At 67.3% G+C, this 26,725-nt stretch carries 27 protein-coding genes; 16 read left to right on the top strand and 11 right to left on the bottom strand.

The genetic code is table 11. From position 1 onward, the window contains the following. Positions 1-89: 89 nt before the first annotated feature. Genes ruvC through AC1DTF_RS01690 form a run of 5 tightly spaced genes read left to right on the top strand, consistent with a single transcriptional unit; the run spans position 90 to position 3,392 of the window. A complete protein-coding gene (gene ruvC / locus AC1DTF_RS01710; RefSeq protein WP_057168976.1) occupies positions 90-647 on the top strand; it encodes a crossover junction endodeoxyribonuclease RuvC in 558 nt (185 codons plus the stop codon). Then, complete coding sequence (ruvA, locus tag AC1DTF_RS01705) at positions 644-1,234, top strand: Holliday junction branch migration protein RuvA (RefSeq protein ID WP_057168977.1); 591 nt, start codon at positions 644-646, stop codon at positions 1,232-1,234. Before ruvC ends, ruvA begins: the two co-directional genes overlap by 4 nt. Further along, a complete protein-coding gene (gene ruvB / locus AC1DTF_RS01700) occupies positions 1,231-2,295 on the top strand; it encodes a Holliday junction branch migration DNA helicase RuvB (RefSeq protein WP_477472785.1) in 1,065 nt (354 codons plus the stop codon). Before ruvA ends, ruvB begins: the two co-directional genes overlap by 4 nt. A gap of 6 nt (positions 2,296-2,301) precedes the next feature. Then, a complete protein-coding gene (locus tag AC1DTF_RS01695) occupies positions 2,302-2,691 on the top strand; it encodes a DUF1304 domain-containing protein (protein WP_477472784.1) in 390 nt (129 codons plus the stop codon). Positions 2,692-2,732: 41 nt separating this feature from the next. Then, positions 2,733-3,392: a hypothetical protein gene (locus tag AC1DTF_RS01690; RefSeq protein WP_477472783.1), complete on the top strand. Its 660-nt coding sequence runs from the start codon at positions 2,733-2,735 to the stop codon at positions 3,390-3,392. Positions 3,393-3,394: 2 nt separating this feature from the next. Here the strand turns inward: AC1DTF_RS01690 and AC1DTF_RS01685 are convergent, their stop codons facing one another. After that, a complete protein-coding gene (locus AC1DTF_RS01685; RefSeq protein ID WP_057168980.1) occupies positions 3,395-4,465 on the bottom strand; it encodes a GGDEF domain-containing protein in 1,071 nt (356 codons plus the stop codon). 281 nt (positions 4,466-4,746) lie between these two features. Here AC1DTF_RS01685 and AC1DTF_RS01680 point away from each other — a divergent pair, with 281 nt between their 5' ends. Beyond that, on the top strand, positions 4,747-5,571 hold the full coding sequence (locus AC1DTF_RS01680; RefSeq protein WP_477472782.1) for an alpha/beta fold hydrolase: 825 nt from the start codon (positions 4,747-4,749) through the stop codon (positions 5,569-5,571). On the opposite strand, the gene AC1DTF_RS01675 is transcribed toward AC1DTF_RS01680, so the two are convergent. Both AC1DTF_RS01675 and gabT read right to left on the bottom strand, forming a co-directional pair. Then, on the bottom strand, positions 5,568-6,668 hold the full coding sequence (locus AC1DTF_RS01675) for a GGDEF domain-containing protein (RefSeq protein ID WP_477472781.1): 1,101 nt from the start codon (positions 6,666-6,668) through the stop codon (positions 5,568-5,570). The two genes, AC1DTF_RS01680 and AC1DTF_RS01675, sit on opposite strands and share 4 nt — an antisense overlap. A gap of 46 nt (positions 6,669-6,714) precedes the next feature. After that, positions 6,715-8,058 carry a 4-aminobutyrate--2-oxoglutarate transaminase gene (gene gabT / locus AC1DTF_RS01670; protein WP_057164968.1) on the bottom strand — a complete coding sequence of 448 codons (1,344 nt, stop codon included), beginning with the start codon at positions 8,056-8,058 and terminating at the stop codon, positions 6,715-6,717. A gap of 270 nt (positions 8,059-8,328) precedes the next feature. Between gabT and yajC the strand changes: the two genes are divergently transcribed. From yajC to AC1DTF_RS01635, 7 genes are all read left to right on the top strand, one after another. Next, the gene (yajC, locus tag AC1DTF_RS01665; RefSeq protein WP_057164969.1) at positions 8,329-8,688 is read left to right on the top strand and encodes a preprotein translocase subunit YajC; all 360 of its coding nucleotides are present in this window, start codon (positions 8,329-8,331) and stop codon (positions 8,686-8,688) included. Positions 8,689-8,789: 101 nt separating this feature from the next. Beyond that, positions 8,790-10,583, top strand: coding sequence for a protein translocase subunit SecD (secD, locus tag AC1DTF_RS01660; protein ID WP_477472780.1), 1,794 nt, complete (start codon positions 8,790-8,792; stop codon positions 10,581-10,583). Between the two features lie 3 nt (positions 10,584-10,586). Beyond that, entirely contained in the window at positions 10,587-11,828 is a 1,242-nt protein-coding gene (gene secF / locus AC1DTF_RS01655; protein WP_477472779.1) for a protein translocase subunit SecF, read from the top strand. 14 nt (positions 11,829-11,842) lie between these two features. After that, entirely contained in the window at positions 11,843-13,483 is a 1,641-nt protein-coding gene (locus AC1DTF_RS01650) for an ABC transporter substrate-binding protein (RefSeq protein WP_477472810.1), read from the top strand. A 28-nt stretch (positions 13,484-13,511) separates the two neighbouring features. After that, a complete protein-coding gene (locus AC1DTF_RS01645) occupies positions 13,512-14,039 on the top strand; it encodes an adenine phosphoribosyltransferase (protein WP_057165533.1) in 528 nt (175 codons plus the stop codon). A 51-nt stretch (positions 14,040-14,090) separates the two neighbouring features. After that, positions 14,091-16,427 (top strand): RelA/SpoT family protein, encoded by a 2,337-nt coding sequence (locus tag AC1DTF_RS01640; protein WP_477472778.1) that lies wholly within the window; start codon positions 14,091-14,093, stop codon positions 16,425-16,427. A 16-nt stretch (positions 16,428-16,443) separates the two neighbouring features. Then, entirely contained in the window at positions 16,444-16,737 is a 294-nt protein-coding gene (locus tag AC1DTF_RS01635; protein ID WP_057164973.1) for a DUF4333 domain-containing protein, read from the top strand. Between the two features lie 10 nt (positions 16,738-16,747). On the opposite strand, the gene AC1DTF_RS01630 is transcribed toward AC1DTF_RS01635, so the two are convergent. Together AC1DTF_RS01630 and AC1DTF_RS01625 are read right to left on the bottom strand one after the other, a co-directional pair. Beyond that, positions 16,748-17,731 carry a peptidylprolyl isomerase gene (locus AC1DTF_RS01630; protein ID WP_477472777.1) on the bottom strand — a complete coding sequence of 328 codons (984 nt, stop codon included), beginning with the start codon at positions 17,729-17,731 and terminating at the stop codon, positions 16,748-16,750. Positions 17,732-17,735: 4 nt separating this feature from the next. Further along, positions 17,736-18,611: a peptidylprolyl isomerase gene (locus tag AC1DTF_RS01625; RefSeq protein WP_057164975.1), complete on the bottom strand. Its 876-nt coding sequence runs from the start codon at positions 18,609-18,611 to the stop codon at positions 17,736-17,738. A gap of 137 nt (positions 18,612-18,748) precedes the next feature. On the opposite strand from AC1DTF_RS01625, the gene AC1DTF_RS01620 reads away from it, so the two are divergent. Both AC1DTF_RS01620 and hisS read left to right on the top strand, forming a co-directional pair. After that, the gene (locus AC1DTF_RS01620) at positions 18,749-19,456 is read left to right on the top strand and encodes an MBL fold metallo-hydrolase (protein ID WP_057164976.1); all 708 of its coding nucleotides are present in this window, start codon (positions 18,749-18,751) and stop codon (positions 19,454-19,456) included. Next, positions 19,453-20,712 (top strand): histidine--tRNA ligase, encoded by a 1,260-nt coding sequence (hisS, locus tag AC1DTF_RS01615; protein WP_477472776.1) that lies wholly within the window; start codon positions 19,453-19,455, stop codon positions 20,710-20,712. Before AC1DTF_RS01620 ends, hisS begins: the two co-directional genes overlap by 4 nt. On the opposite strand, the gene AC1DTF_RS01610 is transcribed toward hisS, so the two are convergent. Further along, positions 20,709-21,263: a hypothetical protein gene (locus AC1DTF_RS01610; protein WP_477472775.1), complete on the bottom strand. Its 555-nt coding sequence runs from the start codon at positions 21,261-21,263 to the stop codon at positions 20,709-20,711. The two genes, hisS and AC1DTF_RS01610, sit on opposite strands and share 4 nt — an antisense overlap. Positions 21,264-21,285: 22 nt before the next feature. Between AC1DTF_RS01610 and dtd the strand changes: the two genes are divergently transcribed. Further along, positions 21,286-21,717 carry a D-aminoacyl-tRNA deacylase gene (gene dtd, locus AC1DTF_RS01605; protein WP_477472774.1) on the top strand — a complete coding sequence of 144 codons (432 nt, stop codon included), beginning with the start codon at positions 21,286-21,288 and terminating at the stop codon, positions 21,715-21,717. On the opposite strand, the gene urtE is transcribed toward dtd, so the two are convergent. Genes urtE through urtA form a run of 5 tightly spaced genes read right to left on the bottom strand, consistent with a single transcriptional unit; the run spans position 21,714 to position 26,501 of the window. After that, entirely contained in the window at positions 21,714-22,406 is a 693-nt protein-coding gene (urtE, locus tag AC1DTF_RS01600; RefSeq protein ID WP_057164979.1) for an urea ABC transporter ATP-binding subunit UrtE, read from the bottom strand. The two genes, dtd and urtE, sit on opposite strands and share 4 nt — an antisense overlap. After that, positions 22,406-23,239, bottom strand: coding sequence for an urea ABC transporter ATP-binding protein UrtD (gene urtD, locus AC1DTF_RS01595; protein WP_057164980.1), 834 nt, complete (start codon positions 23,237-23,239; stop codon positions 22,406-22,408). Before urtD ends, urtE begins: the two co-directional genes overlap by 1 nt. Further along, positions 23,236-24,354 (bottom strand): urea ABC transporter permease subunit UrtC, encoded by a 1,119-nt coding sequence (urtC, locus tag AC1DTF_RS01590; RefSeq protein ID WP_057164981.1) that lies wholly within the window; start codon positions 24,352-24,354, stop codon positions 23,236-23,238. The genes urtD and urtC overlap by 4 nt, the downstream gene beginning before the upstream one ends. Then, complete coding sequence (gene urtB / locus AC1DTF_RS01585) at positions 24,351-25,235, bottom strand: urea ABC transporter permease subunit UrtB (RefSeq protein WP_477472773.1); 885 nt, start codon at positions 25,233-25,235, stop codon at positions 24,351-24,353. Before urtB ends, urtC begins: the two co-directional genes overlap by 4 nt. A gap of 3 nt (positions 25,236-25,238) precedes the next feature. Next, complete coding sequence (gene urtA, locus AC1DTF_RS01580; protein ID WP_149445274.1) at positions 25,239-26,501, bottom strand: urea ABC transporter substrate-binding protein; 1,263 nt, start codon at positions 26,499-26,501, stop codon at positions 25,239-25,241. Positions 26,502-26,725: the final 224 nt, after the last annotated feature.

Below are 26,725 nucleotides of genomic sequence, written 5' to 3'. Positions count from 1 at the left end.
CGGCAAGAATTGCGCGTGTCCCTCTCCGGATGTGTCGGGCCCGGCGGCTACGCTATCGAACACGTGTTCTGATCGGTGAAGGGGCTGGCGTGCGGGTAATGGGAGTCGATCCCGGGTTGACGCGCTGCGGATTGTCGGTGATCGAGACCGGTCGCGGTCGCCATGTCGTCGCGCTCGACGTCGATGTCGTTCGGACCCCGGCAGGTGAAGCGCTGGAGCGCCGGCTGCTCACCATCAGCGACACCGTCGAATACTGGATGGACACCCATCGCCCCGACGTGATCGCCATCGAGCGGGTGTTCGCCAACCAGAACGCCAACACCGCGATGGGCACTGCGCAGGCCGGCGGGGTCATCGCACTGGCGGCCGCCCGCCGCGATATCGACGTGCACTTCCACACCCCCAGCGAGGTCAAGGCCGCGGTCACCGGCAACGGCCGCGCCGATAAGGCGCAGGTCACCACGATGGTCACCAAAATCCTCGGGCTGCAACAGAAACCGACCCCGGCTGACGCCGCGGACGCGCTGGCGCTGGCAATCTGTCACTGCTGGCGGGCGCCCATGATCGCCCGGATGGCCGAGGCGGAGGCCAAGGCCGCCGAGGCCAAGCGGAAATACGAATCCAAGCTCAAGGCGGCCCGCGCATGATCGCCTCGGTGCGTGGCGAGATCATCGAGATCGCCCTCGATCACGCGGTCGTCGAAGCCGCCGGGGTCGGTTACAAGGTGATGGCCACCCCGTCGACGTTGTCCACGCTGCGGCGCGGAGACGAGGCCCGGCTGATCACCGCGATGATCGTGCGCGAGGACTCGATGACGTTGTACGGCTTCGCCGACGGTGAGTCGCGTGATCTGTTCAGCACACTGCTGGGCGTCTCCGGTGTCGGCCCGAAGATCGCGCTGGCGACCCTGGCCGTGTACGACGCAACCTCGCTGCGCCAGGCGCTCGCCGACGGTGATGTCACCGCGCTGACCAGGGTGCCGGGCATCGGCAAGCGCGGCGCCGAGCGGATGGTGCTGGAACTGCGCGACAAGATCGGCGCGGTCCCCGGCGCCGGCGGATCGGCAGCGGCCATCGGGCACGCGGTGCGGATGCCGGTGGTGGAAGCCCTTGTCGGACTGGGCTTCGCGGTCAAACAAGCCGAGGAGGCCACCGACAAGGTGCTCGCCGACGACCCGGCGGCCACCACTTCGACCGCGCTGCGGGCGGCCTTGTCGATGCTGGGTAAGAAATGAGCAGATTCGACGAGGACGTCGAGGGCGACGACCATGCGAGCCGGGACGTCTCGGCGGCACTGACCGTCGGCGAAGGAGATGTCGACGCCAGCCTGCGGCCGCGCACCCTCGGTGAGTTCATCGGGCAGCACCGGGTACGGGAACAGCTCCAGCTGGTGCTCGAAGGCGCCAAGAACCGTGGCGGCACACCGGATCACATCCTGCTGTCCGGACCGCCCGGCCTTGGCAAGACGTCGCTGGCGATGATCATCGCCGCCGAACTCAGTTCGGCGCTGCGGGTCACCTCGGGTCCGGCGCTGGAACGTGCCGGCGACCTCGCGGCGATGCTGTCCAACCTGGTCGAGGGCGATGTGCTGTTCATCGACGAGATCCACCGCATCGCACGGCCCGCCGAGGAGATGCTGTACCTGGCGATGGAGGACTTCCGGGTCGACGTCGTGGTCGGCAAAGGCCCTGGGGCGACATCGATTCCATTGGACGTGGCGCCGTTCACGCTGGTCGGTGCGACCACCCGGTCCGGTGCGCTGACCGGCCCACTGCGGGACCGGTTCGGTTTCACCGCGCACATGGACTTCTACGAACCGGCCGATCTGGAACGGGTGCTGCACCGCTCGGCCGGGATCCTCGGCATCGAGCTGGGCGCCACCGCCGGCTCCGAGATCGCGCGGCGTTCCCGCGGCACCCCGCGGATCGCCAACCGGCTGCTGCGCCGGGTCCGTGATTACGCCGAGGTTCGCGCCGACGGCATCATCACCCGCGATATCGCCAAGGCGGCACTTGAGGTCTACGACGTCGACGAACTGGGCCTGGACCGGCTGGACCGCGCGGTGCTCTCGGCCCTGACCCGCAGCTTCGGCGGCGGACCGGTCGGCGTGTCCACCCTGGCCGTCGCGGTGGGGGAGGAAGCCACCACCGTCGAAGAGGTGTGTGAGCCGTTCCTGGTGCGTGCCGGGATGATCGCCCGTACCCCGCGCGGCCGGGTCGCGACCCCGCTGGCGTGGACACACCTGGGCTTGCAACCGCCGGTCACCGGATTCGGGCAGACCGGACTGTTTGAATAGTCTCCCATGATCACCGCCGGTCTCGTCATCGCCAGCCTCGCCGCGCTGCTGCACGTGTACATCTTCGTGATGGAGTCGCTGACCTGGACGTCGCCGCGCACCCGGGCGACCTTCGGGCTGAGCGCCCAGGAGGCCGAAGCGACCAAGGAAATGGCCTTCAATCAGGGCTTCTACAACCTGTTCCTGGCCATCGTGTCCGGGGTCGGCATCGGCGCCGTACTGACCGGGCACGGCGCGGTAGGGACCGCGCTGGTCCTGGCCGGGGTGGGATCGATGCTGGCGGCCGCGCTGGTGCTGCTGGTGTCCTCACCGGACAAGGCCCGCGCCGCCGTCACCCAGGGTGTGTTCCCGTTGATCTCGGTGCTGCTGATCGCGATCAACCTGGTTACCGCTTGATCATGGTGGGTAATCCCCTCGGCATGACCGAGGAGGCCACCATGTCCGACACACGCGTAAAACCTGCCCGTGGCAGCAGACTGGCGATATCGCGCAGCCGCGGAGCCCTCAGTGGATTCCTGCTGATACTTCTCGGCCTGTGGGGTGCGCTCATCCCGTTCGTCGGGCCGTACTTCGACTTCGCCTTCACACCCGATTCGCCGTGGACGTGGACCCTCGGCCGGGGCTGGCTGGAGGTGCTTCCCGGCGTGGTGGCGGTGATCGGCGGTCTGCTCCTGCTGGTGTCACGCAACCGTGCCACCGCGATGCTGGGCGGATGGCTGGCCGTCGCCGCCGGGGCGTGGTTCGTGGTGGGGCGTGCGCTGGCCGCGCCGCTCGCGCTCGGCAACGTGGGTAGCCCGGTGGCCGTCACCGAGTCCAAGCGGGTGGTGCTGGAGCTCGCGTACTTCTCCGGTCTCGGCGCCCTGGTGGTCTTCCTCGGCGCGGTCGCGGTCGGCCGGTTGTCGGTGCGCAGCGTCCGTGATGTGGAGATCCGCGATGTCGACACCGTCAGGCCGGTCGATACCACGGGATCGCAGCCGGTGGTGATGCCCGATCAGAAGACGGAGGTCATCGGACCCACCGCCGAGGCGCGTCGCCGGAAGGGTTGGCGGGGCATATTCCGCAGCGGCGACCGCAACAACGAGCTGGCGCACCGCTAGATCTACTGCCGCACGACATCGGACGCGTGGCGCACCTGATTGCCACCGGCACGCTTGGCGGTGTACATCGCCCGATCCGCCACGCCGAGCAGTTCGTCCAGCGCCTCCCGGGACGCCGGGAGGCGCTGGACGGATGCGGTGCCGACGCTGGCGGTCACGCCATCGGGCAGCGCACCGATCGCGGCACACACTCGATCGGCGAGCTGATGGATATGCCGGTCACCGGTGGTGGAGGCGATGCAGAACTCTTCCCCGCCGATACGGGCCACGACTGCGTCGCCGCCGGCGGCCTTGCGCAGCACAGCGGCCACCGCCTTGAGTACCTCGTCGCCGGCGGCGTGCCCCAAGGTGTCGTTGACCTGTTTGAAGCAGTCCAGATCCACCATCACCAGTCCGAGCACCCCGCGGCCGCGGACGAAGCGGCCGGCGCGGTGTCCCACCGCCCGGTAGAAACCACGTCGGTTGTGCAGGCCGGTGAGGACGTCGACGTCCGAGTTCACCGCGTCGGCGCCCAGAAGCTGGACCAGAATCTGGCCCATCATCGGCACGGTGAGCATGCTGGCCAATATCAGCAGGAGCTGGCTGATCGCCATTGCGGTGTCACCGACCATGGCGGCCCGCACTCCGCAGATCACCGCGGTCCCGACCCCCACACCGAGTACCAGCGCCAGAAACCGGCTGTTCTGGGTGAAGGCCACGAGGCCGCCGATCGCCGCGAAGATGGCGCAGGCCAGCAGTCCGCGTTGCGGGTCCAGGATGATCAGGCTCGCCGCCGAGACGCACACCGCCGACAGCACGGCAAAGATCCGGGACACCCGTCGCGATGGCCAGCGGATCAGCCAGGCGATCGTCATGCTCCAGCACAGCGCGGTCGCTGAGAACGCGATGAGGTAGGTCGGCCATCCGGAGGGCACCTCCGGGCTCCACAGCAGCAGCAACGGCACGAACCCGAGTGCGGTGACCGTCGTGGCCATGATCAGTTGAAGGGGCCAGCGAAGCTGCTGGGACTCCAAGTACACCGAAAGCCACTCGTAGCGGTCCGGTTGCCGCCACCACCGGCGAATCGTGTTCATCGCGTCAGTTCGTTTGAAAGATCGAGGTCAGTTGTGTCCGGTATCACTGTACGGCGTTCAAGCGGGTGCTCAGCACATCAGTGTGCCGTTAGCTGTGGGACTGCTCAGGATCGAGTTCGTCGAGCAGTTGCTGCATCGTGCGGCACATCTGGCTGACGTGCTGTTCGCCGACGGCGCCTGCCCAGCGTTGCTCGAGATCGACGACGCTCTCTTGACGGAGCTGTGGGCGGGCAGCATATTACGGTTACCGAAGTTCCGGTTTCCGAAGTACATGGGGAGTCATGGCCGTCCAGCGAGTCGCAACCGAGGTAGGCGCCCTGCACGTCGAGACGCTGGGTGCCGGGCCGCCGGTGGTGTTGTGGCACAGCCTGTTCCTGGATTCGCGATCATGGTGCGGGATCGCCGAGGAACTGGCGGGCACCCGCTCCGTGGTGGTGATCGACGGTCCCTCGCACGGCGCGAGCGAACCCATCGGGCGGGATTTCAGCTTCGCCGACTGTGTCGCCGCGGCGGAGTCGGTGCTGGACGCGCTCGGCATCGCCGAACCCGTCGACTGGGTGGGCAACGCCTGGGGTGGGCATGTGGGCATCCAGCTCGCCGTGCACCGGCCCGAGCGGCTGCGCTCCCTCACCACGATCGGGACGCCCGCCCATGCGCTGCGCGCGGTCGAACGCTGGACCAAGGTCTGGCCGCTCGTGCAGCTCTACCGCTTCACCGGACCCAATGCGCTGCTGCTCAACCCGCTCGCCGACGCGCTGGTGGGACAGGAATCCTTTGCTGCTGCACCAACTCTCGCCGACGAGGTGATGAGTGCGTTCACCGGCGCGGACCGGCCGTCGATGTTCCGCGCGATGCGGTCGATGATGCTGAATCGTCCCGATATGGCTGCCGACCTGACCCGGATCGCCGCCCCGGTGTTGATGGTGGCGGGCCGAGACGACATCACGGGCTGGCGGCCGGCCGACGCCCAGTCCGTCGCCGACGGTATGGCCGATGCCACCGTGGTGGACGTCCGGGGAAGCGGGCACTCCTCCCCACTGCTGGTCGACCGGGAAACCGTCATCGGGGCCGTGCAACAGTTCTGGAGCGGTGCGCGGGCGCGCTAGAGCGCATCGAATTCGTGATTGTTGCGCTGCACCCGGTTTCCGCCGGCGCGTTTGGCGCTGTACATCGCGTCATCGGCCGCCTCGACGAGGCGATTGATCAACAGGGTGATCTCCTGATCGTCGAGCTCGCCGATCTTCGCCAGTGCCGAACCGATGCTGACCGTGATCGCGTCCGGCAGGGCGGCGACCTCCAGGCGGATCCGCTCGGCCAGCGCCGTGGTCGCGGTGTCGTCGAGATGCCCGCACACCAGGAACTCTTCACCGCCGAAGCGGGCCGCGATGATGTCGTCCCCGGCAGCCTGTGCGCGCAGGATCTCGGTGACCGTGATCAGCAGCCTGTCGCCTGCGGCGTGCCCGCGGGTGTCGTTGATGCGTTTGAAACCGTCCAGATCGACCAGGATCACGCCGACGGTGCCGCCGTATACCGCGGCGCGGCCCACCAATTCATGTGCGGCGCGGTGGAATCCGCGCCGGTTCAGAATATTGGTCAGCGAGTCCACATCGGATTCCGCGGCGTCACTGCCCAGCAGCCGCACCAGCACCTGGATCGAACCCGGCACCGCCAGCACACCGACGAGGATGACCACGAACTTGCTCACTCCGGAGGCGGGGTCCCCGGCCAGCGCGACGCGGACCGCGTTGATCCCGGTGGTGGTCACTGCCACGCCGATGACCGTCACCAGATACGGGCTGGTGTGGAAGAACGCGATGTAGCCGGCCATCGCCGCGAAACACGAGCAGCCGAGCAGGCCGACCGCGGGGTCGCGATCCAGCAGGCAGGCCGCGGCGATGCACAGCGTCGCGGTGACGGCGAACGCCTTGGACTGCTCACACGTGGGCCAGCTTCGCGCCCACAGCACCGCCATGGCGGCCGTGATGAGAGCGACGGCGAACGACAGCACGGTGGGTAGACCGTCGGCGGGCCCGCCCGGGCTCCAGTGCATCAGCAGCGGTGCGACCATCAGCAGCACGATGACGGCCACCATCATGGCCTGCGTGAAGCCGCGCAGCCGCTGCGCGTCGAGGTAACTGGACAACCAGTCGAAGTGGTCGGGCTGGCGCCACCACGCGCGCAGCACGGCCCGGTACTCGGTCATTCGACCGGACACTACCGATCCGTGGCCGTTGACCCGGTGAAACGGGCTAGGCCAGTTCCTTGAGCGCTGCCGCCAGCACGTCGAGTCCCTCGTTGAGCAGTTCGTCGCTGATCGCCAGCGGCGGCAGGAAGCGCAGCACGTTGCCGTAGGTGCCGCAGGACAACACGATGACGCCCTGGGCATGGGCGGCCGCGCATAGCGCCTTGGTCAGATCGGCGTCGGGCTCCAGGCCACCGGGCTTGACGAGTTCGACGGCGATCATCGCGCCGCGGCCGCGCACATCGCCGATGCGGTCGTCATCGGCCTGCAGCTGATGCAGCCGACCCTTCATCAGCGTCTCGATCGCAGCCGCCCGCTCCACCAGCCCGTCGGCTTCGATGGTCTCGATGGTGGCCAGCGCCGCCGCGCAGGCGACCGGGTTGCCGCCGTAGGTGCCACCCAGCCCGGACACGTGCGGGGCGTCCATGATCTCGGCGCGCCCGGTGACCGCGGACAGCGGCAGCCCGCCGGCAATGCCCTTGGCGGTGACGATCAGGTCCGGCTCGATGCCCTCGTGTTCGCAGGCGAACATGGCGCCGGTGCGGGCGAACCCGGTCTGCACCTCGTCGGCGATGAACACCACGTCGTTCTCCCGGCACCAGGCCAGCAGGGTGGCCAGGAAGCCCTGGGCGGGAACGATGAATCCGCCTTCGCCCTGGATGGGTTCGATGATGACCGCGGCCAGGTTGTCGGCACCGACCTGCTTGTCGATCACGCTGATGGCGCGTTTGGCGGCCAGTTCACCGTCGGTGGCCAGTTCCTTGCCGAACTCCGCGTCCCGGAAGGGATAGGACAGCGGCGCCCGGTAGATCTCGGGCGCGAACGGGCCGAACCCGTTCTTGTAGGGCATCGACTTCGCGGTCAGTGCCATCGTGAGGTTGGTGCGGCCGTGGTAGGCGTGGTCGAAGGCCACCACCGCCTGCTTGCGGGTGTACGAGCGGGCGATCTTGATGGCGTTCTCGACGGCCTCGGAGCCGGTGTTGAACAGTGCCGAACGCTTCTCGCCGCCCCCGGGTGTCAGCCGGTTGAGGTGCTCGCAGACGTCGACGTACTGCTCGTAGGGCGTGACCATGAAACAGGTGTGGGTGAACTCGCCCGCCTGGGCGGCGACGGCTTCGGCCACCCGGGGTGCGGCGTTGCCGATGGTGGTGACCGCGATACCGGAGCCCAGATCGATGAGCCGGTTGCCGTCGACGTCCTCGACGATGCCGCCCCCGGCGCGGGCGGCATAGACCGGCATCGTGGTACCGACCCCGCGGGACACCGCGGCGGCCTTGCGGTCGATCAGGGCCGACGACTTCGGTCCTGGGATGGCGGTGGCGAGATGGCGGGTCTGTTCGACGGCAGTCACGGCTGACTCCTGATGCGGGGGGTGGGGCTAAACCCTAATCCGCTGGCCGCGGATGCGGGTGAAAACCACTGCTGGTAAGGGATACACCTACGGAATGCGTGTATTGACACGTATTGTGCCACGAATTCGGTTGGCTCAGCACCCGTCGGCGGATGTGTTGCGCCGCACTGCGCCGCCCTCTGCTGCAGGGGTGAGCGGGCGGAGGGGAGCAGCGGTAATGGCACACTGGTGTGCCGTACCCGCTGAACAACCGCGAAGGACAGCAGTTTCATGGATCTCGTCGTATTCCTGCCCCTCATCCTGATCATGGGCGCATTCATGTTCTTCGCGTCGCGTCGGCAGAAGAAGGCCATGCAGGCCACCATCGATCTGCACGAGTCGCTGACCATCGGCGATCGCGTGCACACCACCTCGGGTCTGCAGGGCACCATCGCCGGCATCACCGATGACCACGTCGACATCGAGATCGCCCCCGGCGTCGTCACCACCTGGATGAAGCTCGCCGTGCGGGACCGCATCGAGGATGCCGACGACGACGAGTACGAAGACGACGAGACCGACAGCTACGAAGAAGAGTCCGGCGCCGTCGAGTTGACCGACAGGCCGACACCGAAGACTGACAGCAACTGACTCAGCTTCACCGCGTACCCTCCCGGTAGCGCTGCACAATCGTGTAGTCGAGCAGTGCTGCGTATCCCCGCCCCTGATCGTTTCAAGGAGACCCAAGAACCGTGGCTTCGTCTTCGGCGCCGGTCCACCCTGCCCGCTATCTGTCGCTCTTCCTGGTCCTCCTCGTCGGCGTCTACCTGCTGGTCTTCCTGACCGGGAACAAGCAGGCCGAACCGAAGCTGGGTATCGATCTGCAGGGCGGCACCCGTGTGACCCTCACCGCGCGCACACCGGACGGATCCCAGCCCAGCCGGGACTCGTTGTTGCAGGCGCAGGAGATCATCAGCTCACGCGTGGACGGGCTCGGCGTCTCGGGCTCGGAAGTCATCATCGACGGCGACAACCTGGTCATCACCGTTCCGGGCGATGACGGCTCCGAGGCGCGCAGCCTCGGACAGACCGCGCGGCTCTACATCCGTCCGGTGATCCACGCCATGCCGGCGCAGGCTCCCGGCGATCCGGCCGCGCAACCACCCGGCGAGGCACCGGGTGTGCCCGGCATGCCGCCGGGCGGCGATCCCGGGATGCCGCCGCTGCTGGCGCCGGCCGAACCCGAGGCTCCCATCCGCACTCCCGGCGGGCCCGCCGCTGAGCCGGGCGCCCCCGCGCCGCCTGCGGCGCAGCCGCGGCCCTACCCGCTGGAGCCTGCGCCGTCACCGACGCCGTCGCCCGCACCGACCCCCGCGCCCGGTCAGCCTCCGGCTCCCGGTCAGCCTCCGGCCGCCCCTGGCGCGCCGGACGAGAAGGCCGATCTGGCGCAGCGCATCGCCGATGAGAAGCAGCTGCGGCAGAGCACCGACCAGAGCATTCAGCTGTTGGCGCTCCAATTCCAGGCCACCCGCTGCAACGAAGAGGATGTGCTCGCCGGCAACGACGATCCCAACCTGCCGCTGGTCACCTGCTCGGTCGATCACAACACCGTGTATCTGCTCGACAAGTCGATCATGAGCGGTGAAGAGATCAAGACCGCCGGATCCGGACTGGACCAGCAGCGCGGCGATTACGTCGTCGACGTCGAGTTCAAGAGCGGTGGCTCCAAGACGTGGGCCGACTTCACCGCCGCGAACGTCGGCACCCAGACCGCCTTCACTCTCGACTCGCAGGTGGTCAGTGCCCCGGAGATCCAGGAGGCGATCCCCGGCGGCCGCACCCAGATCACCGGACAGTTCACCGACTCCTCGGCGCGTGAGCTGGCCAACGTCCTCAAATACGGTTCGCTGCCGCTGTCTTTCGAGTCCTCCGAAGCCGAAACCGTCTCGGCCACATTGGGTTTGACCTCGCTCAAGGCAGGTTTGATCGCCGGTGCGGTGGGCCTGGCGCTGGTGCTGCTCTATTCACTGCTCTACTACCGGGTGCTYGGACTGCTGACCGCGCTGTCGCTGATCCTGGCCGGCGCGATGGTCTACGCGCTGCTGGTGCTGTTGGGCAGATACATCAACTACACGCTCGACCTGGCAGGCATCGCGGGTCTGATCATCGGTATAGGCACGACCGCCGACTCGTTCGTGGTGTTCTTCGAGCGCATCAAGGACGAGATCCGTGAGGGCCGCTCGTACCGGTCGGCGGTGCCGCGCGGTTGGGCCCGCGCCCGCAAGACGATTCTGTCCGGTAACGCCGTCACCTTCCTGGCCGCCGCGGTGCTGTACTTCCTGGCCGTCGGCCAGGTGAAGGGCTTCGCGTTCACGCTGGGCCTGACGACGATCCTGGACGTGCTGGTGGTGTTCCTGGTGACGTGGCCGCTGGTGTACCTGTCCTCCAAGTCGGCCACGCTGGCCAAGCCGGCCTACAACGGGCTCGGTGCGGTCCAGCAGATCGCCCGCGAGCGGCGTGCCGTTCCTTCGACAGGACGGGGTTAGCCGATGTCGGCCAAACATTCCTCCGGTGAGATCACCGAGTCCGGCGCCGTCGAGTCGACCGCGCCGGGACAGGTCAAGCACAGCTTCTTCGTGCGCCTCTACACCGGTACCGGTGCCTTCGAGGTCATCGGCAAGCGCAAGCTCTGGTACGGCATCAGTGGTGTGATCGTCGGTATCTCACTGCTGGCGATGCTGTTGCGCGGCTTCACCTTCGGTATCGATTTCGAGGGCGGCACCAAGGTCTCGATGCCGGTCGACGGCGCCAAGGCCCAGGCCACCACCGAACAGGTCGAGACGGTCTACAACGAGGCGCTGGGCAAGCCGCCCGAGACGGTCGTCATCGTGGGCAACGGCCCGTCGGCCACCGTGCAGATCCGCACCGAGACGCTGTCCAACGAGGACACCGAGAAGCTGCGGGTGGCGCTGTTCGACGCGTTCGCGCCCAAGGGCGCCAACGGCGAACCCAGCAAGCTCGCCATCAGTGACTCGGCGGTGTCCTCGACATGGGGCGGGCAGATCACCCAGAAGGCGCTCATCGCGCTGGTGGTGTTCCTGGTGCTCGTCTCCATCTACATCACGGTGCGCTACGAGAGATATATGGCGCTGGCCGCGCTGGCCGCCATGTTCTTCGACCTGATAGTCACCGCCGGGGTGTACGCGCTGGTGGGCTTCGAGGTCACCCCGGCGACCGTCATCGGGCTGCTGACCATCCTCGGCTTCTCGATCTATGACACCGTCATCGTGTTCGACAAGGTGGAGGAGAACACCGACGGGTTCGAGCACACCACCCGCCGGACGTTCGCCGAACAGGCCAACCTCGCGGTGAACCAGACCTTCATGCGCTCCATCAACACCAGCCTCATCTCGGCGCTGCCGATCATCGCGCTGATGGTCATCGCGGTCTGGTTGCTCGGCGTGGGCACCCTGCAGGACCTGGCGCTGGTGCAGCTGGTCGGCGTCCTCGTGGGTACCTACTCGTCGATCTACTTCGCCACCCCGCTGCTGGTGAGCCTGCGGGAACGCACCGATCTGGTGAGCAAGCACACCAAGCGGGTGCTGCGCCGTCGCGCGGCGGCAGCCGCCAAGACCGGATCCGATGTCGACACCGACGACGAATCCGATGTCGACGTCGCCGAGGACACGGTGAGCGCCACCGCCGCGCCCGCGGCGCCGGCACCCGACAAGCCGGCCCCCGGCGCGCGCCCGAACCGGCCCACCCGACCGTCGGGCAAACGGCGGACGTAGTGTCCCGCCCTGTGATCCAGCGGACCGGCACGGCGGTGGCCGCGCTGTCGCTGTCGTTGGGGCTGGTGCTGGCGGGCTGCTCGTCCGGGTCCGACGATGTCATCGACTACGCCGTCGACGGATCGCTGAGCACCTACAACACCAACTCGGTGGCCGGCGCCGCATCCGGTGGCCCACAGGCTTTCGCGCGGGTGCTCACCGGGTTCACCTACCGCGGCCCGGACGGTCAGATCGTCAGCGACCGCGACTACGGCACGGTCTCGGTGGTCGGCCGGGCGCCGCTGGTGCTCGACTACGAGATCAACGCCAATGCCGTCTACTCCGACGGCAAACCGATCACCTGCGACGACATGGTGCTCACCTGGGCCGCGCAGTCCGGCCGGTTCCCGGCCTTCGACGCCGCGAGCACCGCCGGCTACCGCGATATCGCCACGATCGACTGCGTGCCCGGCCAGAAGAAGGCCCGGGTGTCCTTCGCCCAGGATCGCGCCGTCGTCGACTACGGCCAGCTGTTCGGGGCGACCGCGATGCTGCCGTCCCATGTGCTGGCCGATGAGCTGGCCCTCGGCGACGGCGGGGTCACCACCGCCGTGCAGACCAGTGATGTCGGCGCCCTGGAACGTATTGCGCGGGCCTGGAACTCGACCTGGGACCTGAGCACCGACACCGACGTGAAACGGCTACCGTCCTCGGGCCCCTACAAGGTCGACTCCGTCACCGAGGACGGCGCGGTCGTACTGGTGGCCAATGACAAGTGGTGGGGCGCCAAACCGGCGGCGCCTCGGGTCACGGTGTGGGCGCGCGGCGCCGACATCCAGGACCGGATCAACTCCGGGTCCTTCGATGTCGTCGACATCTCGGCCGGATCGTCGGGGACCCTGAACCTGCCCGCGGGGTACTCCCGCACCGATACCGCCTCGGCGGGTATCGAGCAGCTGATCTACTCGGCGCAGGGGCCGATGGCCGCCCCGCCGGCGCGGCGCGCCCTGTCGCTGTGCACGCCGCGGGACACCATCGCGCGCAACGCGCAGGTGCCGATCGCGAACGCCCGGCTCAGCCCGACCACCGAGGATGCCGTGTCGGCCGCCGAAAGTGCGGGGGAGGCAGGGCAGTTCAGCGTCGCCAACATCGAGGGTGCCCGCCAGGCGCTGAACAACCAGCCGCTGACCGTGCGGATCGGCTATCAGAGCCCCAACCCGCGGCTGGCCGCCACCGTCGGCGCCATCGCCCAGGCCTGCGCCGCAGCGGGGATCACCGTCACCGAGGCCGCCGGTGATTCCGTCGGCCCGCTCAGCTTGCGCGACAACACCATCGACGTGCTCATCGCGAGCACCGGCGGCGCCCCGGGCAGCGGCTCGACGGGTTCGTCCAGCCTGGACGCCTACGACCTGCACACCGGTAACGGCAACAACCTGTCCGGCTACAGCAATGAGCGGGTCGACGGGATCATCGACGCGCTGGTGGTGACGGCTGACCCCAAGGAGCAGGCACGTCTGCTGGGGGAGAGCGGGCCGATCCTGTGGGCCGACGTCCCGACGCTGCCGCTGTACCGTCAGCAGCRCACCCTGCTGACCTCCAAGCAGGTGACCGCCGTGAGCAGTAACCCGACCCGATGGGGAGCAGGATGGAACATGGACCGATGGTCGCTGACGTGACCCCCGTTGGCCCCCTGACGTGAGCGACATCCGGCAGGAAGCCGCCGCGCTCATCAGCGCCCTGACCCGTCATGTCGCCGATTTCCCGATCCCCGGCGTCGATTTCAAGGACCTGACCCCGGTACTGGCCGACCCGCGTGGACTGGCCGTGGTCACCGACGCGCTGGCCGAGGTCGCCGACGGGGTGGATCTGATCGCCGGGGTGGACGCCCGCGGATTCCTGCTGGGCGCCGCGGTCGCACTCAAGATGGGCACCGGAGTGCTCGCGGTCCGCAAGGGCGGCAAGCTGCCGCCCCCGGTGCACACCGTGCAGTACGACCTGGAGTACGGGTCGGCCACGCTGGAGATCCCCGCCGACGGTATCGATCTGGCCGGCCGCAGCGTTCTGGTGATCGACGATGTGCTGGCGACCGGCGGCACGCTGGCCGCGGCGGCGCGGCTGCTGGAAAAGGGCGGTGCCCGGGTGGCAGGCGCGGCGGTGGTGCTCGAACTGTCCGCTCTGAACGGACGCGCCGCGGTGCAACCACTACAGGTCACCAGCCTCATCACCGACTGAGGACTATTGTCGGATCTCAGGCGCAGAACTCCAACCGGCTGGGAGGTGAACGTGGCGGAGGATTCCGGTAGCGGACAGGTCGTCGCGCCCGCGCCTGCGGGCGAGACCACCCCGCCGGACACCTCGAAGATCAGCGCGTCGCGACGCGTGCGCGCGCGGCTGGCGCGGCGGATGACGTCGCAGCGCAGCCTGGTCAACCCGGTGCTCGAACCGCTGGTCGCGGTGCACCGGCAGTTCCACCCCAAGGCCGATCTGGCGATCCTGCAGCGCGCCTACGACGTCGCCGAGGAGCGCCACGCCGACCAGTTGCGCCGCTCCGGTGATCCCTACATCACTCATCCGCTCGCCGTGGCGAACATCCTGGCCGAGTTGGGCATGGACACCACCACGCTGGTCGCTGCGCTGCTGCACGACACCGTCGAGGACACCGGGTACTCGCTGGAGGCCCTCACCGACGACTTCGGCAGCGAGGTCGGCCACCTCGTCGACGGCGTGACCAAACTCGACAAGGTCGCGTTGGGCAGTGCCGCCGAGGGCGAGACCATCCGCAAGATGATCATCGCGATGGCGCGCGACCCGCGGGTGCTGGTGATCAAGGTCGCCGACCGGCTGCACAACATGCGCACCATGCGTTTCCTGCCGCCGGAGAAGCAGGCCCGCAAGGCTCGTGAAACCCTGGAAGTCATTGCGCCCCTGGCCCATCGGCTGGGGATGGCGACCGTCAAATGGGAGCTGGAGGATCTGTCGTTCGCGATCCTGCACCCCAAACGGTACGAGGAGATCGTCCGACTGGTGGCCGATCGCGCCCCGTCGCGCGACACCTACCTGGCCCGGGTGCGGGCCGAGATCGGTTCCTCGCTGGCCGCCATGAAGATCAACGCCTCGGTGGAGGGCCGGCCCAAGCATTACTGGTCCATCTATCAGAAGATGATCGTCAAGGGCCGCGACTTCGACGATATCCACGATCTGGTCGGCGTGCGGATCCTGTGCCACGACATGCGTGACTGCTATGCCGCCGTGGGTGTGGTGCACTCGCTGTGGCAGCCGATGGCCGGCCGTTTCAAGGATTACATCGCCCAGCCGCGTTACGGCGTATACCAGTCGCTGCACACCACGGTGATCGGCCCGGAGGGCAAACCCCTGGAAGTGCAGATCCGCACCAACGAGATGCACGACACCGCCGAGTTCGGTATCGCCGCGCACTGGCGCTACAAGGAAGCCAAGGGGCGCAACGGTTTACCGGCGGGAAGCACATCGTCCGAGATCGACGAGATGGCCTGGATGCGCCAACTGCTGGACTGGCAGCGGGAAGCCGCGGACCCCGGCGAGTTCCTGGAATCGCTGCGTTACGACCTTGCCGTGCAGGAGATCTTCGTCTTCACCCCCAAGGGCGACGTGGTCACCCTGCCCACCGGTTCCACGCCGGTGGACTTCGCCTACGCCGTGCACACCGAGGTGGGCCACCGCTGTATCGGTGCCCGGGTGAACCACCGGTTGGTGGCGCTGGAACGCAAACTCGAAAACGGGGACCAGGTCGAGGTTTTCACCTCCAAGGCCGCCAACGCCGGGCCGTCACGGGACTGGCAGACCTTCGTGGTGTCACCGCGCGCCAAGGCCAAGATCCGGCAGTGGTTCGCCAAGGAGCGCCGCGAAGAGGCACTGGAAGYCGGCAAGGACGCCATCGTCAAGGAGGTGCGCCGCGGCGGACTTCCGTTGCAGCGGTTGATGAACGGCGATTCGATGAGCGCGCTGGCGCGCGAGTTGCACTACGCCGACGTCTCCGCGCTCTACACCGCGGTCGGTGAGGGGCACACCTCGGCGCGCCACGTGGTGCAGCGGCTGCTGGCTCAACTCGGCGGTGACGAAGAGGCCGAAGACGAGATCGCCGAACGCTCGACCCCGGCGACCATGCCGGTGCGCCAACGCACCAGCGATGACGTCGGCGTCTCGGTGCCGGGCGCGGCGGGAGTGCTGACCAAGCTGGCCAAGTGCTGTACCCCGGTACCTGGCGACGTCATCATGGGGTTCGTCACCCGCGGCGGCGGTGTCAGCGTGCACCGCACCGACTGTACGAATGCGCAGTCGCTGCAAGACCAGTCCGAGCGCATCATCGAGGTGCAGTGGGCCCCGTCGCCGTCCTCGGTGTTCCTGGTCGCAATCCAGGTGGAGGCTCTGGACCGGCATCGTCTGCTCTCCGATGTCACCCGGGTGCTCGCCGACGAGAAGGTCAACATCCTGTCGGCGTCGGTGACCACCTCCAATGACCGGGTGGCGATCAGCCGGTTCACCTTCGAGATGGGTGACCCCAAACATCTCGGGCATGTGCTGAACGTGGTGCGCAATGTCGAAGGCGTCTACGACGTGTATCGGGTCACGTCAGCGGCCTAGGTGCAATACTGCGCGGATGCGTACAGCGTTCATGATCGTTCTTGCGTCGCTGGCCCTGGTCGTCACCGGCTGCGGGTCCACCATCAAGCCCGAGGGCGCCGCGCAATCGGTGACCGACCTGGTCTCCAAGGAAACCGGCTTCACCCCGAAGGACGTCACCTGCCCGGACGGCGTCAAGGCCGAGGCGGGCACCGAGTTCGAATGCACGTTCACCGGCCCGGACGGTGATTACGTCGCCAACGTCAAGGTCACCAAGGTCGAGGGCGAGAACGTCGAGTTCTACATCCAGTCCAAGCTCGTGGACAGCTGACGCACCACGTTCACTGCACCTGCACCCTCTCGATGGTGACCGGGGTGGCCGGCTTACCGTCATCGCTGCCGTCGCCGACGCCGTCGGCGGCGATCCGATCCAGCACCTCGAGTCCGGGACCGTCGATTGTGCCGAATACCGTGTAGGTGGGCGGTAACTCGGAGTCCTGGTACACCAGGAAGAACTGGCTGCCGTTGGTGCCGGGGCCGGCATTGGCCATGGCCAGCGTGCCCCGGGGATAGATCACCGGGATCTTCACCGCGGGGTCGGTCAGCCGGTACTGATTGGTCGGGTACTCGTTGGGGAACTGGTAGCCCGGTCCGCCCTTGCCGGTTCCCAGCGGGTCACCGCACTGCAGCACCCCGAGCTCGGCAGACGTGGTCAGCCGGTGACAGTCGGTGCCGCTGAAGTAGCCCTTCTGGGCCAGGCTGGCGAAGTTGTTCACCGTGCACGGCGCCTGCGCGTTGTTCAACCGCACACCGATCGCCCCCTGGTCGGTGGTGATCACGCCGGTCACGGTCGCCGGGGTCGTCGGCACCCGACCCATCCTCGGCGGCTGCACCGGCTTGGCGGCCGGCTCCGAGGTTTTCAGGTACTGGCAGTTGGAGCCCAGGGTGGCCGGCGGCTTGAACGGCGGCAGCGCCTCGGCGGGGATACCCGGCTGGGCGGTGTAGCCCGGCGCGTTCGGGTTGTACTGGCGGATGTCCTCGACGATCGCCCGCGTCACCACGAACGTGAAGACCAGGACCAGCGCCCCCAGCACCGTGAGCAGATAGCCGATCACCAGGCCTGCGATGGCCAGCCCGCGTCCGTCCTCCCCGGTGCGCTTGATCTGCGACAGCGAGATGTGGCCGAACACGATGCCCAGCGGCGCCAGCAAAAAGGCGCAGATGAGCGAGGCGATGGCCAGTGCATTGGTCGGCCTCGGCGGAGGCGGATAGCCGTAGGCCGGTGGGTAGCCGGGCGGGTGGGACCCGTACGGCGGGACGCTCATCGACTCAGTCCAGCTGGATCGTCTTCACCTGGACCTTGGTGGCCGGCGGACCATCCTGGCCGCCACCCTCCACCCCGGCGCCGGCGATCTTGTCCAGGGTGGCCAGGCCGGTCTCGTCGATGGTGCCGAACACGGTGTAGTTCGGCGGCAACTGCGAATCCTTGTAGACCAGGAAGAACTGGCTGCCGTTGGTGCCGGCGCCGGCGTTGGCCATGGCCAACGTGCCGCGCGGGTAGAGCACCGGCTGCTGCAGCGCCGGGTTGTCCGGCTGGTACTGGTTGGTCGGGTACTCGTTGGCGAATTCGTAGCCCGGACCGCCGGTGCCCTGTCCGGTCGGGTCACCGCACTGCAGGACCGACAGGCTGTCACTGGTGGTCAGTCGGTGGCACGGGGTGTCGTTGAAGTAGCCCTGCCCGGCCAGGCTGGCGAAGCTGTTCGAGGTGCACGGCGCCTGGGCGTTGTTGAGGATCAGGCCGATGTTGCCCTGATCGGTGGCCATGCTGACGCTGATCTCGGCCTCGTCCATCGGGATCGCGCCGGTGCGCGGCGGGTTGACCTTCCTGCTGGCCTCGGCGGCCGCCGGGTACTGGCAGTCCTGGCCGAGACCGGCCGGTGCCACGAACGCGGGCAGCTTGCCGTCTGCGGCGGGCTGCGGGGCGCCGGGATCGACGCTGGTGGTGGTGGAGGCCGAGGCGGTGGTCGCGGAGTCCTTGTTGGTGATGATGACGGTGGCGGCCACCGCGCCGACCACCACGAGCACGCCGGTCACCGAGGCGATGATGGTGATCAGACGCTGCCTCTTGGCGCGCTGCTCCCGGCGTTCGAGTTGGCGCTCGAGCTTGCGCTTGGCCGCTGCCCGTCGCTGTTCGTTGGTCGGCACCGCCGCTGTCCTCCTCGGGTCTGCGCAGCGTCGGCTGCGCGTTCACATCGGCACCGAGTGTGCCAGGCGATTCTGAGTGCGGGCCGTGCGACCCGCGCGAATACCGGTCGGGAAACTGGACGTGGGAAACTTGCCCGGTGTTGATCACCGGATTCCCTGCGGGGGTGCTGGCGTGCAACTGCTACGTGCTGGCACCGCACGCGGGAGCCGACGCCGTCATCGTCGACCCCGGTCAGTCGGCGTTCGGCAGGCTGCGCACGATCCTGGACGAACACCGGCTCACCCCGGCGGCGGTACTGCTGACCCACGGCCACATCGATCACATGTGGTCGGCCCAGAAGGTGGCCGACACCTACGGGTGCCCGGTCTACATCCATCCCGAGGACCGCGCGATGCTCACCGATCCGATCATGGATCTCACTGCGTCAGGCCGGGCACAGTCGCTGATGCTGGGATTCGGTAAGCGCGCAGTGTCCGCGTTCTTCTCCGAACCGCGCCAGGTCATCGAGCTGGTCGACGACGGTATGCAGCTGGACCTCGGCGATATCACCGTGACGGTGGACCACACGCCCGGGCACACGCCCGGGTCGGTGGTGTTCCGGATCGGGGGTGAGCTCGCCGACGCGGGGATCGTGCAGCATGCCTTCACCGGCGACACCTTGTTCAAGGGTGCGATCGGCCGAAGTGATCTGCTGGGCGGAAGCGGGCGTCAACTGCTGACGTCGATCGTGACAAAACTGTTGGTGCTCGACGACGACACCGTGGTACTACCGGGCCACGGCGAAAAATCCACCATCGGCATCGAACGCCGAACCAACCCGTTCCTCGAAGGTCTGACTCTGTGACTGATTTCAAGGCTCCCAAAGGGGTGCCCGACTACCTGCCGCCCGACTCCGCGGCATTCGTGGCGGTGCGCGACGGCCTGCTGGAAGCGGCCCGGCGCGCCGGATACGGCGATGTCGAGCTGCCGATCTTCGAGGACACCGCGTTGTTCGCCCGGGGCGTCGGCGAGTCCACCGATGTGGTCAGCAAGGAGATGTACACCTTCGCCGACCGCGGGGAGCGTTCGGTGACACTGCGGCCGGAGGGCACCGCCGGTGTCATGCGCGCGGTCATCGAGCACGGTTTGGACCGCGGGCAGCTGCCGGTCAAACTCTGCTACGCGGGCCCGTTCTTCCGGTACGAGCGCCCGCAGGCCGGACGCTACCGCCAGCTCCAACAGGTCGGCGTGGAGGCCATCGGCGTCGACGACCCGGCGCTGGACGCCGAGGTGATCGCGGTGGCCGACGGTGGCTTCCGGTCCCTCGGGCTGGACGGCTTCCGCCTGGAGATCACCTCACTCGGCGACGAGACCTGCCGGCCGCAGTACCGGGAGTTGTTGCAGGAGTTCCTGTTCACGCTCGACCTCGACGAGGAGACCCGGCGCCGCGCCGAGATCAACCCGCTGCGGGTGCTCGACGACAAGCGTCCCGCGGTCCGGGAGATGACGGCCGGTGCGCCGTTGATGCTCGATCACCTCTCCGATGTCGCCAAGGCGCACTTCGAGACCGTGCTGGCCCATCTGGACGCGCTCGGGGTGCCCTATGTGGTGAACCCGCGGATGGTGCGCGGGCTGGATTACTACACCAAGACGACCTTCGAATTCGTGCACGACGGGTTGGGCGCCCAGTCCGGTATCGGCGGCGGAGGCCGCTACGACGGCCTGATGGGTCAGCTCGGCGGGCAGGATCTGTCCGGTATCGGGTTCGGGCTCGGCGTGGACCGCACGGTGCTGGCGCTCAAGGCCGAGGGCAAGACCGTCGGCGCCGCCAACCGGGTGGACGTTTACGGCGTGCCGCTGGGGGAGACGGCCAAGCTCGAACTGGCGAAGCTGGCTTCAGCTCTGCGCGCCAACGGCATTCGTGTCGATCTTGCCTATGGTGACCGCAGTCTCAAGGCCTCGATGCGCGGCGCGGACCGCTCCGGTGCCGCCATCGCACTGGTGGCCGGGGACCGCGATATCGAGGCGGGCACCATCGGGGTGAAGGACCTCGGCACCGGCGAGCAGGTCGACATCGCGATCGATGCGGTGGCCGCGGAGGTGCTGCGCCGCCTGGGTTAGCGCTCCGGGCCGAAGATCGCGGTGGACAGCACCGCGTCCATACCGTGGATGCGTCCGCCGAACGGGTTCCCGCGCTTGAGAACATAAGCGCCGTGCGGTGTGACGGCCACCAGCTTCGGTGAGCTGGAACCGATCTGCATCCGCTTCTCGAAGCGCACCTGTTCCAGGCTGCCGACGACCTGTCCCACCCCGTCCCGGTACGTGCGGTCGCTGCGGTCGAAGACGGCCACCGGCACGAAGGCACTCAACGGCGCCGACCGGATGCGGCGCAGTGAGCGGACGGTGAAGGCCAGGGCCGCCGCGGCGAGGATGCCGACCGCGAGAATCACCAGGCCCAGGACCAACGGCGGGTTGCTCTCGCCACCACGCAGGGCCATCGACGTCGACACGATGCCGAAGCCGCCGAACACCAGGGTGATCACCAGAAGCACGAACGCCCCGATCTGGGTGAGGCCGCTGCCGCGGTCGATGACCAGTACGTGCGCGCCGTCCTCGGCGACCACCAGGCCGCCCTGTTCGGCAATGATGCGTGGCCCGCCCGATGACGTCATGGGAACACTCTAGGGTCGGTGCATGCGAGTTCTGGTGCAACGCGTGACTTCGGCGCGGGTGGTGGTGGACGGCGCGACCGTCGGGCAGATCGAGCCGTCCGGTCAGGGTCTGCTCGCCCTGGTCGGCATCACCCACACCGATGACGCAGCCCTGGCCGCCAAAATGGCCGAAAAGCTATGGCGGCTGCGCGTTCTCGACGATGAGCAGGCCGCCGCGGATACCGGTGCGCCGATCCTGGTGGTCAGCCAGTTCACTCTGTACGCCAACACCGTCAAGGGCCGCCGACCGTCATGGAACGCCGCCGCACCACGCCCGGTCGCCGAACCGCTCGTCGATGGGTTCGCCGATGCCCTGCGCGCACTCGGTGCGCCGGTGCAGACCGGCGTGTTCGGGGCGCACATGAGCGTCGAACTCGTCAACGACGGGCCGGTGACGGTGCTGCTCGAGCTCTAGATGGCCATGGCCGCACGCACCTCGGCCTCCGAGGCGGATCCGCCGGTACCGCTGGAGGTCACCCGGCCGGCCTCCAGGATGTAGTAGCGCTGCGCGGACTCCAGGGCGAAACCGATGTGCTGCTCGACCAGCAGCACACCGAGATCGCCGCGGGCCGTCAATGCGGTGATCGCGGCCTCGATCTCGGCCACCACCGACGGCTGGATGCCCTCGGTCGGTTCGTCGAGGATCAGGCACTTCGGCGTGGTGATCAGAGCCCGGGCGATGGCCAGTTGCTGGCGCTGACCACCGGAGAGCAGGCCGGCGCGACGGGTCAGTAGTTCCTTCAGGGCCGGGAACAGGTCGAGCTGCTCGTCGATCAGCTTCTTGCCATTCTTGCGTCCGTCGGCCACCACCTGGAGGTTCTCGGCGGTGGTCAGCTGGCCGAAGGACTGCTGACCTTGCGGCACATAGGCCAGGCCCCTGGCCACCCGGGCACTGGGCCGCAGCTTGGTGATGTCCTGACCGTCGAAGAGCACCTTGCCCGCACTGCATTTCAGCAATCCGACCGCGGCGCGCAGCAGGGTGGTCTTGCCCGCCCCGTTGTGGCCCATCACCGCGGCCACCCCGTCGGAGGGCACTTCGAGGGTGACCCCGTGAATGACCTCGGAGCGGCCGTAACCGGTCCTGACGTCGACGAGTTCGAGCATCAGGACTCCTCCTTGAGTTCATCGGGAACACCCTCGGTGCCCGCCGCCGCCGTGCCGAGATAGACCTCCTGCACGCGGGGGTTGGCCTGCACCTCGGCCACCGAACCCTCGGCGATCACCTGACCGCGGGCCAGCACCGTCACCGACGTCGCGAACGCCCGCATGAAGTCCATATCGTGCTCGACGACCACCACGGTGCGCTCACCGCCGATGCGGCGCAGCAGGTTTCCGGTTTCCTCGCGTTCCTCGTGACTCATCCCGGCGACCGGTTCGTCGAGCAGCAGCACATCGGCGTTCTGCACCAGCAGCATGCCGATCTCCAGCCACTGCTTCTGGCCGTGCGCCAGCACGCCGGCCGGCTTGTCGGCCAGGTCGGCCAATCCCGTTGTCTCCAAAGCCTCTTCGATGGAGGGCAGGATTCCCGACCGCCTGCGCAGCAGGCTCCAGGCCGAGCGTCCGGCTCCCGCCGCGATGTCCAGGTTCTGCAAGACCGTCAGCTGCTCGAACACGCTGGCCGTCTGGAAGGTTCGCCCGACCCCGCGCCGCGCGATCTGGTGCACCTTCTTGCCGAGCAGCTCCACGCCCGACTTGCTGACCGACCCGGTGCCGGACACCAGACCGGTGATCGCGTCGATCACGGTGGTCTTGCCGGCGCCGTTGGGTCCGATGAGGAAGCGCAGATCGCCCTGGAACAGCGTCAGGTCCACATCGGTGACGGCCTTGAATCCGTCGAAATCGACGGTGAGCCCGCGTACTTCCAGGTACTGGGTACCCATGCCGACGTTGCCGCCGGCGGCGGGTTCGGGGTGCACTTCGGTTTCTACTGCGCTCATACGTTGGCTCCGGCCTTCTCTGGTTCCGGGTCGGGATCGGGCAGGGGGACCGGTTCTGGCTCGGCATCGGGTTTGCCCTTGCGCCGGCGCCGCAGGAACACGCCAAGGCCGGCCAGCCCGGCCGGGAAGAAGCCGACCACGACGATGAACAGCAGGCCCTGCGCGTAGGTCCACTCCGACGGGAAGCGTTCCGACAGCAGGGTTTGCGCCCATGCCACACCGATTGCGCCGAGCACCGGCCCGAGCAGGGTGGTGCGTCCGCCGATGGCCACCCCGATCAGGAAGGCGATCGAGGGCAGAACACCCACCTGCGACGGCGCGATGAACCCGACGATCGGCGCGAACAGTGCGCCGGCGATGCTGGCGAACAGCGCGGCGACCACATAGGCCACCACCTTGATATTCGCCGGGTCGTAGCCCAGGAAGCGCACCCGCTCTTCGCCATCGCGCACCGCGACCAGCAGTTCCCCGTACCGGCTCTGCATGAGCTGCCGGACCACTGCTACCGACAGCAGCAGCACCGCTGCCGCGATGAAGTAGAGCATCTGCTTGTTCACCGGATCCTTGAGGGAGAACCCGAAGAAGGTGCGGAAGTTGGTCAGTCCGTTACTGCCACCCACACTGGTCTGCCCGATCAGCAAGATGGCCAGCGCGGCCGCCAGCGCCTGGGACAGGATCGCGAAATAGGCACCCTTGACCCGCCGTTTGAAGACGCCGAAGCCGAGCAGGGCGGCGATCCCGGTGGGGATCACCACAATGGCCACCAGGGTGACCACCGGTGAGGCGAACGGCTGCCAGTAGCCGGGCAGTTCCCGCACGCCGGCGATCTGCATGAAGTCCGGCACGTCCTGATCGGTCAGCGCCGCATCCGAGATCTTCAGGTGCATGCCCATGATGTAGCCACCGAGGCCGAAGAACACGCCCTGGCCCAGCACCAGCATTCCGCCACGGCCCCAAGCCAATCCGATCCCGACGGCGACGATCGCGAAGCACAGGAACTTCGCGAACAGACCCAGCCGGAAATCGGAGAGGATGGCGGGGGCCAGACCGAACAACACGATGGCGCCGACACCGAAGCCGGCCCATGTCTGCCAACGACCGATGAGTTGTTTCACACCAGACTCCTCGTTCGAACCGTGAACAGGCCCTGTGGGCGCACCTGCAGGAAGAACACGATGATCACGAACAGAATCACCTTGGCCAGCGAGGCCGTGGTGCTGTACTCGATGAACGAATTCAGGAAACCGAGGCCCAGTGCGGCGATGACGGTGCCCTTGATCTGTCCCAGGCCACCGACCACCACGACCAGGAAGGCGTCGATCAGATAGCTCTGCCCGGTGGTCGGGCTCGTCGAGCCGATCAGCGTCAACGCCACCCCGGCCACCCCGGCCAGCCCGGAACCGATGAAGAACGTGGTGATGTCGGTGCGCCGTGACGAGATGCCGCTGGTCTCCGCCAGATCCCGGTTCTGCACGACCGCCCGGATCCGCCGGCCCATCGGGCTGGCCTTCAGCGCCGTCGCCAGTGCCACGACGGCCACCGCGGCCAGCACCAGGATGRAGATGCGGGTCTTGGGTACCACCGCGCCCAGGATCTCCACACCGCCGGAAAGCCATTCCGGTGCAACGACGTTGACCGCCGGTGCGCCGAAGATGTCGCGGGCGATCTGCTGCAGGATCAGGCCGACACCGAAGGTCACCAGCAGGGTGTCCAGGGGCCGGTCATACATCCGCTGGATCAGCGTGACTTCCAGCAGTACACCCATCGCGCCGCCGACGAGGAAGCCGACGACCAGTGAGATCAACAGTGAGGCCCCGGTGTTCGAAATGACCTGCTGTACCACATAGGCGGTGTAGCAGCCGGCCATGATGAATTCGCCGTGCGCCATGTTGATGACGCCCATCTGACCGAATGTCAGTGAGAGGCCTAGTGCAGCGAGCAACAGGATCGAGCCGAGGCTCAATCCTGTTGCCAGCTGTCCGATCAGGACATCCATGTGTTAACCGGAGAGTCCGGCGGCCCACGGGTAGGACTTCAGGTACGGGTCCGGCTCGATCGGGCCGGGGGACTCCCACACCGTGTAGATGAGTCCATCGGGCTTGATCTCGCCGATACGCGCGGTCTTGGTGATGTGGTTGTTCTCGCCGTCGATGGTCACCTTGCCCTCGGGGGCGTCGAAGCTGACCCCGCCGGCATTGTCCTGAATCGCCTTGACGTCGAACGAGCCTGCCTTCTCGACGGTGTTCTTCCACAGGTACACCGAGACGTAGGCGGCTTCCATCGGATCCGAGGTGGGCTTGTTCGCGCCGTAGGCCTTCTTGTAGGCGGCGACGAACGCGTTGTTCACCGGGGTGTCGATGGTCTGGTAGTAGTTCCACGCGGTCAGCTGATCGGTGATGTTCTGCACGCCGATACCGCCGACCTCTTCCTCGGCGATCGACACCGAGACCACCGGCATCGCCTGCGGGGTCAGGCCCACGTTCTTGTACTCGCGGAAGAACGCCACGTTGGAGTCACCGTTGAGGGTGTTGAACACCGCGTCGGCGTCGGCCGTGCGGACCTTGTTGATGATGGTGGAGAAATCGGTGGAGCCCAGCGGCGTGTAGTCCTCGCCCTTGATCTCGATACCGTTGGCCTCGGCGTACGCCTTGATGATCCGGTTGGCGGTCTGCGGAAAGACGTAGTCACTGCCCACCAGGTAGAGCGACTTAGTGCCCTTTTCCTTCAGGTAGTCCAGCGCAGGCACGATCTGCTGGTTGGTGGTCGCGCCGGTGTAGAAGATGTTCTTGCTCGACTCCAGGCCCTCGTACTGCACCGGGTAGTAGAGCAGCGAGTTGTTGCTCTCGAACACCGGCAGCATGGCCTTGCGGCTCGACGAGGTCCAGCCACCGAAAACGGCGGCGACACAGTCACTGCTGATCAGCTTCTCGGCTTTCTCGGCGAACACGGTGGGTTCGGACGCGCCGTCCTCGCCGACGATCTGGATCTGCTTGTCCAGCACTCCGCCGGCGGCGTTGATCTCGTCGACGGCGAGCTTGATGGCATCGCGCACGGTGACCTCGGAGATGGCCATGGTGCCCGACAGTGAGTTCAGCGAGCCGACCTTGACGGTGGAGCCCGAGGTGTCCACGCAGGAGGCAGCAGCAGCGCCCTCTTCGTCGCTGGCCTTGCTACCGCACGCGGAGAGCACCATCGAGGCGGTGACCACGACACTCCCCGCTATCAATGCTGATCTGTTGAACATCGGTCGGGGGAGTCGCATCTAAGGCCTTTCCTTCGATTTCACTGCATCGTCAGAACTTTCGGAACCCGAGTGGGTGTCGAATCGGCACGTTAGGACGCCTAGGTTTCTGTGAAATTTCTCTATGTGACGAACAAATTAACCTGTTGCTCAATCGGTGTTCTTCGGCGATTAACGGGTACAAGGCGCCGTTCGGACGGGGTTCGGACGGTGCCGGACTGCTTGTTGTAACGATCCGGTAGCGT

Source organism: Mycobacterium sp. P4_H6 (genome assembly GCF_056400845.1).
This window is presented reverse-complemented; position numbering and strand designations above follow the sequence as displayed.